Origin of the sequence: Bacillus cereus group sp. BfR-BA-01360, assembly GCF_022663595.1 — a bacterium.
Taxonomy (GTDB): Bacteria; Bacillota; Bacilli; order Bacillales; family Bacillaceae_G; genus Bacillus_A; species Bacillus_A cytotoxicus.
This window is the reverse complement of sequence record NZ_JAKUFV010000026.1, coordinates 14,074-30,910: the sequence shown is the minus strand read 5'-3', so window position 1 is coordinate 30,910 and position 16,837 is coordinate 14,074. Positions and strand designations below refer to the sequence as shown.

Sequence of the window (16,837 nt, the reverse complement as noted above, 5' to 3'; positions counted from 1 at the left end):
GATAAGTCAGATGAATAAAACGGTATTACTTGTTGAAGATGAAAGAAGACTACGCGAAATTGTGAGCGATTATTTCCGTAATGAAGGCTTTGAAGTAATCGAAGCAGAGGACGGGAAACAAGCGTTAGAATTATTTGCTGAACATACAATTGATTTAATTATGTTAGACATTATGTTGCCAGAAATTGATGGATGGTCCGTTTGTCGTCGTATTCGTAAAGAATCAGCGGTACCGATTATTATGCTAACAGCGCGCTCTGATGAAGATGATACATTGCTAGGATTTGAGTTAGGTGCAGATGAGTATGTAACAAAACCATTCAGTCCGAAAGTGTTAGTAGCGCGTGCAAAAACATTATTAAAACGAGCAGATGGAGCGGTAGGTGTTGCCGAAGATAATGTGCTATCTGCAGCTGGAATTGATGTCAATCGACTTTCGAGAACAGTATTTGTAGATGGAAAGGAAATTATATTAACGCATAAGGAATTTGAACTTCTTGTGTATTTAATGGAAAACAAAGGAATTGTATTATCACGTCAACATTTATTAGATCAGCTGTGGGGATACGATTATTATGGTGATGATCGAACAGTAGATACGCATATTAAAAAATTACGTAATAAACTAGGTGATAAAGCAAAGCATATTGGAACCGTTATCCGAGTTGGGTATAAATTTGAAGAGTAATCTTTTTAACCTATGTAACTTAGCTTGAAAATATAACAAAATGACACTTTCTTTTGCAAATGAATGTACAAATTCTCATTTTTTTGTCTAGAATAATGAATAAGGACATTTTTGAATTGGATTTCACGATGAGTTCACAAGAAGGACACAAAATGTGATTATACTGAAAATACGAATTCAGCAGAGAGGGGAAGTTAACATGGGATATTATGACGGACCAAATATGAACGGAGAATATGACGAAACAAAAGAAATAAGAAAAAACGGTAGTAAAAAAGGGTATTTCTTTACCGGTTTAGTTGGAGCTGTGGTCGGAGCAGTTTCTATTAGTTTTGCAGCACCTTATATGCCATGGGCAAAAAATAACGATGTAGCTGTTTCATCTGTATCTTCTAATTCAAACGTAGAAGGTACGGTTGTACCAGTTGTGAATAAATCGAAAAATGAAACAGATTTACCTGGCATGATTGAAGGGGCAAAAGAAGTTGTTGTCGGTGTTATCAATATGCAAAAAACAATCGATCCATTTGCTATGCAGCCGATTGGTCAAGAGCAAGAAGCTGGCTTAGGATCGGGCGTTATTTATAAAAAAGCTGGGAATAAAGCATATGTTGTTACAAATAATCACGTAGTGGATGGAGCCAATAAACTTGCTGTTAAATTAAGCAATGGTAAAGAGGTTGATGCAAAATTAGTTGGGAAAGATCCTTGGCTAGATTTAGCTGTTGTCGAAATCGATGGTTCCAATATTAATAAAGTTGCTACGCTAGGGGATTCTAGCAAAATTCGTGCAGGCGAACCAGCCATCGCAATCGGGAATCCGCTAGGCTTTGATGGCAGTGTAACAGAAGGAATTATCAGTAGTAAAGAACGTGAAATTCCAGTTGATATCGATGGTGATAAACGTCCCGATTGGAATGCACAAGTGATTCAAACAGATGCAGCGATTAACCCAGGAAATAGCGGCGGTGCTTTATTTAACCAAAATGGCGAAGTAATTGGGATTAACTCTAGCAAAATTGCACAGCAAGAAGTAGAAGGAATCGGGTTCGCCATTCCGATTAATATTGCAAAACCTGTGATTGAATCACTTGAAAAAGATGGAACAGTGAAACGACCAGCTCTTGGCGTTGGAGTTGTTTCATTAGAAGATGTGCAAAGATACGCTTCACAATTGAAATTACCAAAAGATATAACAAGTGGAGTTGTGTTAGGGAAAGTTTATCCAATTTCACCAGCAGAAAAAGCTGGACTAGAGCAATATGACGTTGTTGTTGCATTAGATAACCAAAAAGTGGAGAATGCATTGCAATTCCGTAAATATTTATACGAAAAGAAAAAAGTAGGAGATAAAATTGATGTGACATTTTATCGCAATGGTGAAAAAATGACGAAAACTGCTACTTTAACGGATAACGCTTCGGCTAAGAATTAATAAAGAAAGTCTCTTTCGTATTGAAAGAGGCTTTCTTTATCGGCTATACTAAAAGAATAGGAGGGATTTAATATGACAATTAAAAATCCAACTCGTTCGGAAATTGGTGAAGTGTTAAAAAAAAGTAAAACAATCGCGGTTGTCGGTTTATCTGATAAACCTGAGCGTACATCATATATGGTTTCAAAAGCGATGCAAGACGCTGGATATCGCATTATTCCAGTTAACCCAGCGATTACAGAAGTGTTAGGAGAAAAAGCAGTTTCTTCTTTAAAAGAGATAAAAGAACATATTGATATTGTGAACGTATTTCGTCGCTCCGAATTTTTAATGGATGTTGCCAAAGAATTTGTCGAGGTTGATGCGGATGTTTTTTGGGCACAATTAGGAGTACAAGATGAAGATACTTATCAGTTTCTAACAGAAAAGGGCCATACGGTCATTATGGATCGCTGTATTAAAGTAGAACATGCAATGACAAAGTAGCATTGGCCCTCAAAATGAAAGAGAGGCTTTCACTTTTGTTCTCTGCTTAGAGACTGAGTAGATGGACGAGGTGTTCATCATGAGATTTTTTAAAGGCTGTTTTTGGGGATTGGTACTCGTTATCCCGTTTTGGATCTTTATCATTTGGATAATGATAAAATGGTGGAATGTGTAGTTTTGGAATACATATCCATTTCTCGTTGACAAACGATTATTTTTCTGAAATAGTAGCCTAGAGGAATCCTTGTACAAAAACAAGGATTTTTCTTTTGAAAATGGTATATAAAAGGATAACATACCTTGCCAAACACATGGTTAAGGCGTTATTCTATAATAGAAACATATGTTCTGATTTTGACTAGGAAAGGGGCAAGGAGTTTGGCAAAGCATCAATTTCAATATAATGAAGATGCAATTCAAGTGTTAGAAGGCCTTGAAGCCGTTCGAAAACGCCCGGGTATGTATATCGGGAGCACGGACAGCCGTGGATTGCATCATTTAGTATACGAAATAGTAGATAACTCTGTTGATGAAGCATTAGCAGGGTTTGGCGATGAAATTTCTGTCATCATACATAAAGATAATAGTATTAGTGTTATTGATAAAGGGCGAGGAATGCCGACGGGAATGCATAAACTTGGGAAACCAACACCTGAAGTTATTTTAACTATACTTCATGCAGGTGGTAAGTTTGGACAAGGTGGCTATAAAACAAGCGGTGGTTTACACGGTGTTGGAGCATCGGTTGTAAATGCACTATCAGAATGGCTAGTCGTAACAATTAAGCGCGATGGAAACATTTATGAGCAACGCTTTGAAAATGGCGGTATTCCTGTAACAACGTTAGAGAAAATTGGAAAAACGAAAGAATCTGGTACAACGATGCATTTTAAACCGGATTCATCTATTTTTAGTACAACAAATTATAATTATGAGACGTTATGTGAAAGATTACGTGAATCGGCATTCTTATTAAAAGGGATGAAAATTTCAATCAAAGATGAGCGAAATGATTTAGAAGATGTTTTCCATTATGAAACAGGTATTGAGGCTTTTGTTTCATATTTAAATGAGGAGAAAGATGCGATTCATCCCGTTGTTTATTTCTCCGGAGAACAAAATGGAATTGAAGCAGAGTTAGCATTTCAGTTTAACGATGGCTATTCAGAGAACATTCTTTCATTTGTAAATAATGTACGTACGAAAGATGGCGGGACGCATGAAGCTGGATTTAAAACAGCAATGACTCGTGTCTTCAATGAATATGCTCGCAAAGTTTCTTTATTAAAAGAAAAAGATAAGAATTTAGAAGGTACAGATATTCGTGAAGGGTTAGCAGCGGTTGTTTCTGTTCGTGTACCAGAAGAGTTACTTCAATTTGAAGGACAAACGAAAGGAAAACTCGGCACAAGTGAGGCTCGTTCTTCTATTGATGCGATTGTATCGGAGCACTTAGCTTACTTTTTAGAAGAAACTCCTGATGTAGCTACACTTCTTGTGAAAAAAGCGATTAAAGCAGCACAGGCACGAGAAGCTGCTCGTAAAGCGAGAGAAGAAGCGCGTACTGGCAAGAAGAAAAAGCGTTCAGAAGGGACTTTAAGCGGAAAGTTAACACCTGCACAATCACGTAACCCACAGAAAAATGAATTGTATTTAGTAGAGGGTGATTCTGCTGGTGGATCTGCGAAACAAGGACGTGATCGTCGTTTTCAAGCAGTATTACCTCTTCGTGGTAAAGTAATCAATACGGAAAAGGCAAAACTTGCTGATATTTTCAAAAATGAAGAGATTAATACAATCATTTATGCAATCGGTGGCGGTGTTGGCAATGAGTTTTCTATTGAAGATATCAACTATGATAAAGTGGTGATCATGACCGATGCCGATACAGATGGAGCTCATATTCAAGTGCTGTTACTTACATTTTTCTATCGCTATATGAAGTCGTTAATTGAAGCTGGAAAAGTATTTATTGCCCTTCCACCTTTATATAAAGTAAGTAAAGGAAAAGGAAAAAACGAAGTGATTGAATATGCATGGTCAGATGAAGAGTTGGCTAGCGTAACGAAAAAAGTTGGGAAAGGTTATATCTTACAGCGTTATAAAGGACTTGGTGAAATGAACGCCGATCAATTATGGGAAACAACGATGAATCCAGAGACGCGTACATTAATTCGTGTGAAAATTGATGATGCGGCAAGAGCAGAACGTCGCGTTACAACGTTGATGGGAGATAAAGTAGAACCTCGTCGTAAATGGATTGAGCGCAATGTACAGTTCGGTATGCAAGAAGAAGGCAATATTTTAGAAAATGAAATGATTATGGAGACGGAGGTGGAATAACATGCAAGCAGAGAAGTTTCATGACCTCCCGCTTGAAGATGTGTTAGGTGATCGCTTTGCACGTTACAGTAAATATATTATTCAAGATCGTGCGCTTCCAGATGCGCGTGACGGTTTAAAACCAGTACAAAGACGTATTTTATATTCCATGTATGTAGAAGGAAATGTGAATGATAAGCCATTTCGTAAATCAGCTAAAACAGTTGGTAATGTTATCGGTAACTATCATCCGCATGGTGATTCTTCTGTATATGAAGCCATGGTTCGTTTAAGTCAAGATTGGAAAGTTCGAAATGTTTTAGTTGAAATGCATGGGAATAATGGTAGTGTAGATGGCGACCCAGCAGCGGCTATGCGTTATACAGAAGCGCGCTTATCGCCAATCGCTTCTGAACTTCTCCGTGATATTGATAAAGAAACGGTGGAGTTTGTTCCAAACTTTGATGATACAAGTGAAGAACCGGTTGTCTTACCTGCGATGTTTCCAAACTTATTAGTAAATGGATCAACGGGGATTTCGGCTGGATATGCAACAGAAATTCCTCCGCATCATCTTGGTGAAGTAATCGATGCGACAATGATGCGCATTGATAAGCCGAATTGTACGGTAGATGATTTACTAGCAATTATAAAAGGACCGGATTTTCCAACGGGCGGTATCATTCAAGGAATTGATGGAATAAAAAAAGCATATGAAACTGGAAAAGGAAAAATAATTATTCGCGGAAAAGCAGAGGTAGAAACGATTCGTGGTGGAAAACAACAAATCGTTATTACAGAAATCCCTTACGAAGTAAACAAGGCGAATCTCGTAAAAAAAATGGATGAACTACGTCTTGATAAAAAGTTAGATGGAATTGCAGAAGTTCGTGATGAAACGGATCGTACAGGTCTTCGTATCGTTATAGAGTTGAAAAAAGAAGCAAATGCGGAAGGGATTTTAAATTACTTATATAAAAACACAGATTTACAAATCACATACAACTTTAATATGGTAGCGATTAATAATCGACGTCCAACGCTTATGACATTGCCAAATATTTTAGATGCCTATATCGGACATCAAAAGGAAGTTGTGACAAGGCGTTCGCAGTATGAATTAAGAAAAGCAGAAAATCGTCAACATATTGTAGAAGGCTTAATGAAAGCTTTATCAATTTTAGATCAAGTAATTGAAACCATTCGAGCATCTAAAGATAAACGAAATGCGAAAGATAATTTAATTGCAAAATTTAGCTTTACAGAAGCGCAGGCAGAAGCAATTGTTTCCTTACAGTTATATCGTTTAACAAATACAGATATTACAGCACTAGAGAATGAAGCGGAAGAATTGAATCAAAAAATCACAACGTTACAAGCTATTTTAAACAGTGAAAAGAAACTTCTTCAAGTCATTAAAGCGGATTTAAAACGAGTGAAGAAAACATATAGTGACGAACGCCGTTCTGTAATTGAAGAAGAAATTGAAGAAATTAAAATTGATGTAGAAGTGATGATTCCGCAAGAAGATGTTATCGTTACAGTAACGAAAGAAGGGTATGTGAAGCGAACGGGCTGGCGTTCGCATAATGCATCAAATGGGAAAGACTTCGGTATGAAAGAGGGCGACGTCTTACTCGAACGATTTGATACAAATACGACAGAAACGGTTCTCTTGTTTACGAATAAAGGAAATTACATTTATTTACCTGTATATGAAATGCCGGATATTCGTTGGAAAGATTTAGGACAGCACGTTGCAAATATCGTTTCACTGGATCGCGATGAGACGTTAATATGGGCTACGGTTGTACCGAATTTTGAGGAAGAAAAGCGATTTGTCGTATTTGTTACACGAAATGGTATGATTAAGAAAACAGAACTGAACCAATATAAAGTCCAGCGTTACTCTCGAGCATTTGTGGCGATAAATTTGAAAAAAGATGATGAAGTTGTCGATATCTTTGCGACAGATGGAACAAGTGATATTGTTCTTGCGACACACGGTGCATATGCACTTATTTTTGATGAGGAAGAAGTGAGTCCGGTTGGCGTAAGGGCAGCTGGTGTTAAGGCAATTAATTTAAAAGAAGATGATTATGTTGCTGCTGGTAAACCGTTAAATAGTGAAAAAGATCAATTCATGCTTGTTACACAGCGCGGTGCAGTGAAACGATTAAAAGCTTCTGAAATTGAAAAATCAACAAGGGCGAAACGAGGCCTTGTCATTTTTAAAGAATTAAAACGGAATCCGTACCGTATTGTTGGCATTGAGGTTATTCGAGATGACGAATTAGTATATATGAAAACAGAAAAACAAATTGTAGAAGAAATTGATCCAAAAACTTTCCGGAATAAAGACCGCTACAGTAATGGAAGTCTCGTACTAGATGTGAATGAGACAGGCGAAGTGGTTGAAACGTGGACGCAGAAACGAACTGAATAAATAGAAGAAATCCTTGCTAGTTTCCATATAGCAAGGATTTTTTGACCATGAAGCAAAGTATTAGGCAGATAACAATACCCTTGCTATAATGAAAAATGAAATCGTTCTCATAGATGGAGGGACAAAATGAAAAAAATAGGTGTAGGGATTGTAGGATTTGGATTTTCTAGTACAACATTTCATATCCCATTATTACAAACAATTGAAGAATATGATATTCGAGCGATTGTTTCTTCAAAGGAAGAAGTCGTAAAAGAAACGTTACCAAACGTACAAGTAGAAGCTACAATTGGGGGATTAGTTAAACGAGATGATATTGACCTTGTTGTCATTACGTCACCAAATACAACACATTTTCCATTTGTGAAAGAAGCAATACAACATGGAAAACATGTTGTGGTAGAAAAACCTTTTGTTGTGTCAGTAGAAGAAGGAACGGAGCTTATCTCTTTAGCGAAGAAGCATCATGTCATTCTTAGTGTGTATCATAATCGTCGTTTTGATAATGACTTTTTAACGATAAAGAAGTTAATAGAGGAAAAACGCATTGGAAATATATATGCATATGAAGCGCATTTTGATCGTTTTCGTCCAAATGTACGCGATCGCTGGCGAGAAAAAAATTTACCAGGATCGGGCATTTTATATGACTTAGGATCGCATTTAATTGACCAAGCTTTATTATTATTCGGTAAGCCAGATCGTATTTATGCTGATGTCGTTACGCAGCGACCTGGTGCGGAAATTGATGATTATTTCCATCTTGTACTTCACTATGGAGTAAAGCGTATTAGTTTGCATAGCAGCAGTTATGTGAAACATGCTGGGCCGCATTTCATTGTTCATGGTGACAAAGGATCAATTGTGAAATATGGCATGGATTCACAGGAAAAACAATTAAAATCGGGTATGAAACCAGGTGATATTGGATACGGAGAAGATCAAGAAAATCAGTTTGCCATTTTAGAAACAGAAGAGAAGACAGAAAGAATTCAAACAGAAGTTGGGTGCTACGAGCAATATTACAAAGGAATACGAGATAGTATTATGCATGGTGAACATCCACCTGTAACAGCTGAAGAGGGCTTGGAAGTCATTCGAATAATTGAATCTGCAATGGAAAGTAGTAGAACGGGTAGAGTGATTTCATTATAATCATGAAATAAAATTGACGTAAAATGAAAAAGGATGGGTAAGCAGAAACATGATTTGCTTACCTATCTTTTTTGTTCTATCGTAGTAATAATTTTTTAAAAGATTGAGCTTTTAAAAAATAGAATGATAAATAATAAAGCACTACCAATTACAATAAATAAACTAACCATTATAAATCCATATATAAAGCCTTTACCCATTGAGAATAAATCTAAGAAAGCATTTTTCAAAGTATCAAATAGCTTATTCACAGTTATCTCCTTGATTAAAGTTTTAGTATTTGTTATTTTTTACTATAAACATCTACTTAAAATCTCTTCAGGCAACCCTTCCATCTCACAAATTTTCTCTGATGAAAATCCGTGTTTGATTAAAATCTTCCTACTTACTTTTGTTCTTATTACTAACCGTTTTAAATATCTTTTTTATAAATCTCATTTTCAAGAGTAGAAAGCCCGTAGAAAAACATTATGACGATATTTTCAATATGTTTTTCGCAATTTCCTTCAAGACGTTTTGCCCCCGAGCTCATTTCCTAATGTATTAAACATTTGAATGTATAGCAATATTACTTATTTAGACAAGTTTACCATTGTAAACAATTTAAAGAAGAAAGCTCACTGCGTCAAGTGGGCTTGTTAGTTTGCTCTTTTCATTACGTGATTTTTTCGAGTGAAAATAAAAATAGTATATCACTAATGTTTGATTAAGATATACTATTTTCAAAAATGATAGAATGGTGTAACATAATAATGGAGTTGAAACGGGGAAATAAGGGGGATTTTATAAAAAAGATTGAGGGGTTCTTTTCTATAAGCAGAGGAAAAATGAGTAAACAGGGGAGTAGAAACAAATGAGAATTGTAAAAAATTTAACATTTCAAGTGATCGTGGCAATTATTTGCGGGATTGCAGTAGGAGCAATTTGGCCTAGTGTTGGGCAACAAATGAAACCGATTGGTGAAACATTTATTAATATGATTAAAATGGTTATTGCACCGATTATCTTTTTAACAATCGTCCTTGGTATTGCAAGTATGGGAAATATGAAAAAAGTGGGACGCGTTGGAGGAAAGGCACTGTTATATTTTGAAATTGTAACGACACTTGCACTTTTAATAGGGATTATTGTTGCAAATGCTGTACGACCTGGTGATGGATTGGATCCCACAAAGTTAAAGGGGGGCGATGTGTCACAATACGTACAAAGTGGTCAAGAAATGAAGTGGCTCGATTTCTTTTTACATATTGTACCATCTAATATGTTTGAAGCCTTTGTAAAAGGGGATATTTTGCAAGTTCTATTCTTTTCTATTTTATTTGGAGCAGGACTAACAATGCTCGGAAAAAATGGACAGCCGGTTATCGATTTTTTTGAACGATTATCGAAGGTCTTTTTCAACATTTTATCGATTGTTATGAAATTGGCGCCTCTTGGAGCTTTTGGTGGAATGGCGTTTACAATTGGAAAGTACGGTTTAAGCACATTAATTCCGCTTAGTAAGTTAATGGTTTGTGTCTATGCGACGATGGCATTATTCGTTTTTATCGTTTTACATTTTATTTGTCGATTGTATAAATTTAGTTTATGGAAATATTTATCGTATATAAAAGAAGAGTTGCTTATCGTCCTTGGGACATCATCTTCAGAGTCCGTATTGCCACGAATGATGACAAAGATGGAACAGTTCGGCTGCTCTAAACCGGTAGTAGGTTTAGTGATTCCAACAGGATATTCATTTAACTTAGATGGAACAACCATTTATTTATCAATGGCAACGATCTTTTTAGCACAAGTTTTTCATATTGATCTTTCACTAGGGCAACAATTAACAATTATAGCTATTTTGTTAGTAACATCAAAAGGAGCAGCTGCTGTAACTGGTGGGGGGTTTATCGTACTTGCTTCCACTTTATCTGCGATGAATGTGATTCCTTTAGAAGGACTTGCACTTTTACTTGGCGTTGACCGTTTTATGTCAGAAGCGCGTGCGATTGTCAATTTAATTGGTAATGGCATTGCGACTGTCGTTGTTGCAAAAAGTGAAAATGAATTTAGTGAAGAAAAATATAAACAAGTGTTAACTCGTATGTAGAAAGAGGCTATGTCAAAAGTTACTGGTGATTCAGCAACTTTTGAGAGCCTCTTTTATTTTTGTAATAAAAAAATTATCGTTTATGCATTTTTTATAGGTAGCTATTTATTGGTGGAAAATCTATAAATAGAAAAGGTAAGTTGTAATACTTAACGATTGTAGTAAGAGTAAAGGTTTTAATATTTTTATAGGATTCTTATAAATAGTACTGCAATAAAATAATTTTTATAAAATTTCCAATAATATTACTTTACAAAATGCAGAAAAATAGTAGAATAATAGTTAATAGAAATCTTCTGATAAATATAATATAAAGAAAAAAGGAATTTTCAGAAATTTCTCAATCTAGAAACGTACAGGTAATTGAGGAGGGTATAGAAAGTGACAAAGAGAAAAATAAAAAAACTAACAGCGGTTGTAGCACCGGTCTTAGCGATGAGCATGGCATTATCAGCATGTTCTACAGGTGGGGATAAGCAGGCAAGTACAAATTCTAAGGGAGATAGTAAATCAGGTGAGAAGTTAGCGGCAAAGCAAGTATTTAACCGTACAGAAAGACAAGAAATTCCAACGATGGATACTTCAAAATCAACTGATACAGTTGGTTCTCAAGTATTAGGGAATACAATGGAAGGATTATATCGTCTTGATAAAGATAATAAGCCAATTCCAGCAGCAGCAGAATCTAGCACGAAAAGTGAAGATGGCAAAAAATATACATTTAAACTACGTAAAGAGGCAAAATGGTCAAATGGAGATCCAGTAACAGCGAAAGATTTCGTCTTTGCATGGCAACGATTATTAGATCCAAGTACAGCTTCGGAGTATGCATTTATTGCATATCCAATCAAAAATGCAGAAGCGATTAATAAAGGACAAGCAGAGGTATCTACGCTAGGTGTAAAAGCAGTCGATGACTATACACTTGAGGTAGAATTAGAAAGACCTGTGCCGTACTTTTTAAATTTAACAGCATTTCCATCTTATTATCCGTTAAATGAGAAATTTGTAAAAGAAAAAGGAGATAAATTCGGATTAGAAGCTGACACGGTTTTATATAACGGACCATTCGTTATGTCTGAATGGAAGCATGAACAAGGTTGGAAGTTGAAGAAAAATGAAAATTATTGGGATAAAAAAACAGTGAAGCTTGAAGAAATTAACTACAGTGTAGTGAAAGAACCAGCAACTTTAGTTAATTTATATGATAGTGGTCAAGTAGATTTTGCGATATTAAAGGGAGAATTTGTAGATAAATACCGAAACAAAAAAGGTGAATTTGGTGTATATGAACAACCAAATACATTCTTCTTACGATTAAATGAAAAGCGTAATGGTCAAGATACACCGCTTAAAAATAAAAATTTACGTGAAGCAATCGCGCTTTCTGTCGATAAAAAAGATCTAGCAAACGTTCTTTTAAATGATGGTTCAAAAGCAGTCGATAGCCTTGTTCCAAAGGGATTAGCGAAAGGTCCAGATGGAAAAGATTTTACAGAATCATTTAAAAATGGTTTGAAACACAATACGAAAAAGGCAGCAGCTGCATGGGAAAAAGCGAAAAAAGAGCTTGGCAAAGATGAGGTTACAATTGAATTATTAAGCTACGATGACGGGAATGCAAGAAAAGTTGCTGATTATATAAAAGATCAAATTGAGAAAAATTTAAAAGGTGTAAAAATTAATATTAAAATTCAACCATTTAAACAAAAATTAAAATTAGAATCAGCGCAAGATTATGAAATCTCATATGCAGGCTGGAGCCCAGACTATTCTGATCCAATGACATACTTAGATATGTTTGAAACAAACAGCTCTTACAATCAAATGAGTTATTCAAATCCAAAATATGATGAAATCATTAAACAAGGAAAAACAGAGTTAATGGCAGATGCGAAAAAACGTTGGGCAGAATTAGGGAAAGCTGAAAAGCTATTACTTGAAGAAGATGTTGCTCTTGTTCCGCTATACCAACGTGCTGATGCTTATGTAATGAAGCCAAATATAAAAGGTGTTGTTCATCATAACATTAGTCCAGAATTTAGCTTTAAATGGGCTTATGTAACGGAATAAAATGAAGCAATAATATAAAGTTTAAAAGCATTTTGAAAGTAGTATTGCTACTTCCAAAATGCTTTTTTGAATAGACTTTCGTTAAAAATAGTTTTTTATATTCAAATGATTAATAGTTATTAGATTACTATATGAATATGGAAGAAGAACAAAGAAGGTGTGATAGAAATGAAAGAAATAGAAAAGAATAAGAAGGGTAGTAATCACATATAGTAGGTGATGGAATCACGATGTTGTACAGTTTGCAAAATATAACTAGAAAAATACAAATTTTAATTTTCTAAAAATTTTAAAAATAACTTTACAAACAACAAAAAAGAAGTAGAATATTAATTAATAAGAATTTTCTGATAACAAATAGTTACAGAAGATTTCTCAAGGTTAGTATTTTACATATAATAGGGGAGGGTATAAAAATGAAGAAAAAGAAGATAAAAAAGTTAACGACAGTTGCAGCGCCGGTGTTGGCAGTGAGTATGGCGCTGGCTGCATGTTCTGGATCAGGGGATAAAGAAAAGGCGAATACAACACCGAAAAGTGATGAAAAATCTGGAGGGAAATTAGCGGCAAAGCAAGTGCTTAATTTAACAGAGCCGCAAGAAATTCCTTCAATGGATTCTTCCAAGGCAACAGACCAAGTATCATTTCTTGTTATGAATAACGTAATGGAAGGATTATATCGTTTAGGAAAAGATAATAAAGTAACTCCTGGTGTAGCAGAATCCTATAAGAAAAGCGATGATGGTAAAAAATATACATTTACATTAAATAAAAATGCGAAATGGTCAAACGGAGACCCTGTTACTGCGAAAGATTTCGTATTTGCTTGGAAGCGTGCTCTAGACCCAAATACAGCTGCTGAATATGCATATATTATGTACGACTTAAAGAATGCAAAAGCAATTAATGAAGGAAAAGCACCACTTGATACGTTAGGGGTCAAAGCTGTAGATGATTATACATTAGAAGTAGAACTGGAAAACCCAATTCCATATTTTGTTGAGTTAACATCATTTGGAACATTCTATCCACTTAACGAAAAATTTGTAAAGGAAAAAGGGGATAAATTTGGTTTAGAAGCAGATACAACGCTTTATAATGGACCATTTACACTGAGTGAATGGCAACATGAAGAAGGATGGAAGTTAAAGAAAAATGAGCAATATTGGGATAATAAAACGGTGAAATTAGAAGAAATTAACTTCAATGTCGTTAAAGAGACTGGTACTCGTGTAAATTTATATGAAAGTGGCCAAATTGATCGTGCAGAAATTTCATCTGAATTTGTAGATAAATATAAATCAAGCCCAGATTTCTTGACAGAAGAAACATCTTCAGTATTTTTCCTACGTTTAAATCAAAAACGTGGCGGAAAAGATACAGTGTTTACAAATAAAGATTTACGTTTAGCAATTGCAATGGCATACGATAAAAAAGGATTGACCAATGTGATTTTAAATGATGGTTCCAAGCCAGCAGACTATTTCGTACCAAAAGAATTTGCGAAAGGCCCAGATGGAAAAGACTTCCGTAAAGAGAACGGAAATATTTTGAAAACAGATGTAAAAAAAGCAAAAGAACATTGGGAGAAAGCGAAAAAAGAGCTTGGAAAAGATGCGATTACAGTAGAATTACTAAATTATGATACGGAATCGTCAAAAAAAATAGGTGAATATTTAAAAGGGGAATTAGAGAAGAACTTACCAGGCTTAACAGTAAATTTAAAAAACCAGCCGTTTAAACAAAAACTAAAGTTAGAAACAGACCAAAATTATGAGTTATCATTTGCAGGATGGGGACCTGATTATTTGGATCCAATGACATTTATTGATATGTTTATAACGAACGGAGCACATAATCAATCAGGATACTCCAATTCAAAATATGATAAACTTGTAGAACAAGGAAAAGGCGAGTTACTAACAAAAACAAAAGAACGTTGGGACGGATTACTGAAAGCTGAGAAAATGTTACTTGAAGATGCGGCAATTGCTCCGTTATTTCAAGAGGGTAAAGGAATTATCCAAAAACAAAAAGTAAAAGGAATTGTTCGCCATCCAGTTGGTGGAGATTATAGTTATAAATGGGCATATATTTCTGATGATAAATAAGAATGAGGGGCACGATGATGTGCCCTTTTTTCTATGCACTTTTTTCTTTTGTTCGAATATATAAAATGAAAAAGGAAGAATCCTATGAAGCGAAACACCTATATTGATTTTTTAGCTTATTACGGAATTGGGAGTGCTCACCCAGGTGGATTTACACTTACGAAACAAGTATTAGCACAAATGCCACTTGGAATGCATGCGAACGTACTAGAGGTCGGATGCGGAACAGGACGGACAGCAGCTTATATGAGCCAAGTGTATGGCTATCAGGTGACGGCGGTAGAAAATAATGAAATGATGATTCAAAAAGCGAGGGATAGATGGTTAGCTCAAGGGCTAAGTATAGACTTAATACAAGGAAAAGTTGAACAGTTACCATGTAAGGATGAGACTTTTGAACTTGTTCTTGGGGAATCCATTCTTGCGTTTACGAATAAAGAGCAGTCTATTCCGGAATGCTATCGCGTACTTCAGAACAATGGAAAGCTTGTTGTGATTGAAATGGTTCTAGAATCTCCTCTAGACAAAGAGGCTGAAACAACTATATTACAATTATATGGAATGGAGGAATTGTTAACGGAGACAGAGTGGATTCATTTGTTTCAAAAAGCAAACTTTCAGCGTATTATCGTTGGCGGAGGTGGTACAATTGCAGAAACGGTTGCGAGTCAAATGGAAGAACCAGAATGGAATGTATCACAATTTATTCCAGAAGAACTCTATCATACGTGGGTGCAGCATGAACAGCTATTGCATAAATATCAACACATGTTAGGACATCGAGTTTTCATTTGTGAAAAATAAATATGTAAAAAGAGTGAATCATCAAATGACGGCACTGAAAAAGTGATTGCTTTGAAAAAATAACACGTATTTTAGCAAAATGTTGAGAGTGAAAAGGAGCCTGTCACCTGCTATATACAGGTGACAGGCTCCTTTTTGTTATGAAGTGAACTTTTTCAGCGGCTTCTTATCAAATGGGCAACTCTTTTATAATTAAATGAAAAATAGTGCTGCTAAAGCGATGCCGAAAATGAATCCAAAAGCAAGCTCGTACCCACCGTATCCGTAGCCCCAGCCACCGTAACCAAACCCACAGTAATTACATTTACTTAATCCACCGCAAAAATCGCAGCCTCCGTATGGATACGCATTGTAATATCCGAACCCTGTATCGAAAGATGGACGATGAATAGGGTCAATCCAAACAGAATCTTGTGTCACATCTACGATTCTTCCTAAATGAATGTAGCCATCACGATCTTCAATTCGTACAACTTTTCCAAAGTAACGTTGACATATATTATAGCATTTTTGTCTATGCATGTTCTTTCCCCCTTCCGTATTACAGTAATACGATATGTGAATAGGACAAGTGTGGTTTGTACGAACGCCTTGTATCTCATAATTGTGAAGGAAATGGGGAATATATGTAGGATCAATCGGTAAGGAGTGAATGAAATGAAAGCGACAGATCAATTTCAAATATATGAGGTACCTTGGGAGCGTTTGGTTATTGCTCTCCGAGAAGAAATGAAGAAACAGGTGGGAGCGGATATTATCGATCAAGTTGTTTGTAATTTGAAAGATGGATTTGAAGTGTATACTTATATACAAGGAGATTTAGAATTTGAATATAAAGAAGCGCTTGAAAGAAAATTTGGTAGTGATGCAAAAACGCCAAATGTGTTAACAGTGTTGCTGTTGGCAAGTATGTATCAGACAGGTGAAGAAAATATTCGCTTACATGCAGACGATAAAGAGAACCCCGTTGTAGAAGTGTATGTGAAAAAATAAAAAACGCTATAAATGATGCACACGTTTCGTTAAAAGGTAATCAAACGTTTGTGATGTTTTTTATAGGAAAAGTGGTCAGATCCTGCTTCTTGAAGCAGGATCTTTATTATGTGGAAATATCTTTTTTGCGCATGGATGAAAGGGAAAAGTCATCTTTTATTTTGGTAATATTGTTTACATAATGATGTTATGGTGATATCTAGCTTAAAAATACAAGTCATATATCTTG

At 35.5% G+C, this 16,837-nt stretch carries 12 protein-coding genes and 1 pseudogene; 11 read left to right on the top strand and 2 right to left on the bottom strand.

What is annotated here, in order from left to right; all coding sequences use genetic code 11:
* The first annotated feature begins 10 nt into the window (after window positions 1-10).
* The 6 genes from MR056_RS18550 (at window position 11) to MR056_RS18525 (ending at window position 8,532) form a co-directional block, all read left to right on the top strand.
* Entirely contained in the window at window positions 11-688 is a 678-nt protein-coding gene (locus tag MR056_RS18550; protein WP_012094693.1) for a response regulator transcription factor, read from the top strand.
* Between the two features lie 199 nt (window positions 689-887).
* Window positions 888-2,123 (top strand): S1C family serine protease, encoded by a 1,236-nt coding sequence (locus MR056_RS18545; protein WP_012094692.1) that lies wholly within the window; start codon window positions 888-890, stop codon window positions 2,121-2,123.
* Between the two features lie 72 nt (window positions 2,124-2,195).
* A complete protein-coding gene (locus MR056_RS18540; RefSeq protein WP_012094691.1) occupies window positions 2,196-2,609 on the top strand; it encodes a CoA-binding protein in 414 nt (137 codons plus the stop codon).
* Between the two features lie 378 nt (window positions 2,610-2,987).
* A complete protein-coding gene (gene parE / locus MR056_RS18535; protein ID WP_012094690.1) occupies window positions 2,988-4,952 on the top strand; it encodes a DNA topoisomerase IV subunit B in 1,965 nt (654 codons plus the stop codon).
* A 1-nt stretch (window position 4,953) separates the two neighbouring features.
* Window positions 4,954-7,377 (top strand): DNA topoisomerase IV subunit A, encoded by a 2,424-nt coding sequence (parC, locus tag MR056_RS18530; protein ID WP_012094689.1) that lies wholly within the window; start codon window positions 4,954-4,956, stop codon window positions 7,375-7,377.
* Window positions 7,378-7,503: 126 nt separating this feature from the next.
* On the top strand, window positions 7,504-8,532 hold the full coding sequence (locus MR056_RS18525) for an oxidoreductase (RefSeq protein ID WP_048723953.1): 1,029 nt from the start codon (window positions 7,504-7,506) through the stop codon (window positions 8,530-8,532).
* Window positions 8,533-8,944: 412 nt separating this feature from the next.
* Here MR056_RS18525 and MR056_RS18520 read toward each other — a convergent pair.
* Window positions 8,945-9,104, bottom strand: a pseudogene (locus tag MR056_RS18520) (TetR/AcrR family transcriptional regulator); the annotation flags it as partial.
* A gap of 281 nt (window positions 9,105-9,385) precedes the next feature.
* On the opposite strand from MR056_RS18520, the gene MR056_RS18515 reads away from it, so the two are divergent.
* The 4 genes from MR056_RS18515 to MR056_RS18500 all read left to right on the top strand — a co-directional run bounded on the left by MR056_RS18515 (window position 9,386) and on the right by MR056_RS18500 (window position 15,615).
* Window positions 9,386-10,627 carry a dicarboxylate/amino acid:cation symporter gene (locus MR056_RS18515; RefSeq protein WP_048723951.1) on the top strand — a complete coding sequence of 414 codons (1,242 nt, stop codon included), beginning with the start codon at window positions 9,386-9,388 and terminating at the stop codon, window positions 10,625-10,627.
* A 381-nt stretch (window positions 10,628-11,008) separates the two neighbouring features.
* Complete coding sequence (locus tag MR056_RS18510) at window positions 11,009-12,700, top strand: peptide ABC transporter substrate-binding protein (RefSeq protein WP_048723950.1); 1,692 nt, start codon at window positions 11,009-11,011, stop codon at window positions 12,698-12,700.
* Between the two features lie 416 nt (window positions 12,701-13,116).
* Window positions 13,117-14,811: a peptide ABC transporter substrate-binding protein gene (locus MR056_RS18505; protein WP_210351295.1), complete on the top strand. Its 1,695-nt coding sequence runs from the start codon at window positions 13,117-13,119 to the stop codon at window positions 14,809-14,811.
* Window positions 14,812-14,895: 84 nt separating this feature from the next.
* Window positions 14,896-15,615, top strand: coding sequence for a class I SAM-dependent methyltransferase (locus MR056_RS18500; RefSeq protein WP_012094684.1), 720 nt, complete (start codon window positions 14,896-14,898; stop codon window positions 15,613-15,615).
* Window positions 15,616-15,807: 192 nt separating this feature from the next.
* On the opposite strand, the gene MR056_RS18495 is transcribed toward MR056_RS18500, so the two are convergent.
* Window positions 15,808-16,137 (bottom strand): hypothetical protein, encoded by a 330-nt coding sequence (locus MR056_RS18495; protein WP_012094683.1) that lies wholly within the window; start codon window positions 16,135-16,137, stop codon window positions 15,808-15,810.
* A gap of 135 nt (window positions 16,138-16,272) precedes the next feature.
* Between MR056_RS18495 and MR056_RS18490 the strand changes: the two genes are divergently transcribed.
* Window positions 16,273-16,608, top strand: a complete 336-nt coding sequence (locus tag MR056_RS18490; RefSeq protein ID WP_012094682.1) for a hypothetical protein — start codon at window positions 16,273-16,275, stop codon at window positions 16,606-16,608.
* The last annotated feature ends 229 nt before the right edge of the window (window positions 16,609-16,837 follow it).

What these genes read in the sequence shown, in the direction of transcription:
- MR056_RS18550 (WP_012094693.1), top strand. Translation starts at nt 11, where the DNA reads ATGAATAAAACGGTATTACTTGTTGAAGATGAAAGAAGACTACGCGAA.
- MR056_RS18495 (WP_012094683.1), bottom strand. Translation starts at nt 16,137, where the DNA reads ATGCATAGACAAAAATGCTATAATATATGTCAACGTTACTTTGGAAAA.
- MR056_RS18515 (WP_048723951.1), top strand. Translation starts at nt 9,386, where the DNA reads ATGAGAATTGTAAAAAATTTAACATTTCAAGTGATCGTGGCAATTATT.
- MR056_RS18500 (WP_012094684.1), top strand. Translation starts at nt 14,896, where the DNA reads ATGAAGCGAAACACCTATATTGATTTTTTAGCTTATTACGGAATTGGG.
- MR056_RS18545 (WP_012094692.1), top strand. Translation starts at nt 888, where the DNA reads ATGGGATATTATGACGGACCAAATATGAACGGAGAATATGACGAAACA.
- MR056_RS18505 (WP_210351295.1), top strand. Translation starts at nt 13,117, where the DNA reads ATGAAGAAAAAGAAGATAAAAAAGTTAACGACAGTTGCAGCGCCGGTG.
- MR056_RS18490 (WP_012094682.1), top strand. Translation starts at nt 16,273, where the DNA reads ATGAAAGCGACAGATCAATTTCAAATATATGAGGTACCTTGGGAGCGT.
- MR056_RS18540 (WP_012094691.1), top strand. Translation starts at nt 2,196, where the DNA reads ATGACAATTAAAAATCCAACTCGTTCGGAAATTGGTGAAGTGTTAAAA.
- parC (WP_012094689.1), top strand. Translation starts at nt 4,954, where the DNA reads ATGCAAGCAGAGAAGTTTCATGACCTCCCGCTTGAAGATGTGTTAGGT.
- MR056_RS18525 (WP_048723953.1), top strand. Translation starts at nt 7,504, where the DNA reads ATGAAAAAAATAGGTGTAGGGATTGTAGGATTTGGATTTTCTAGTACA.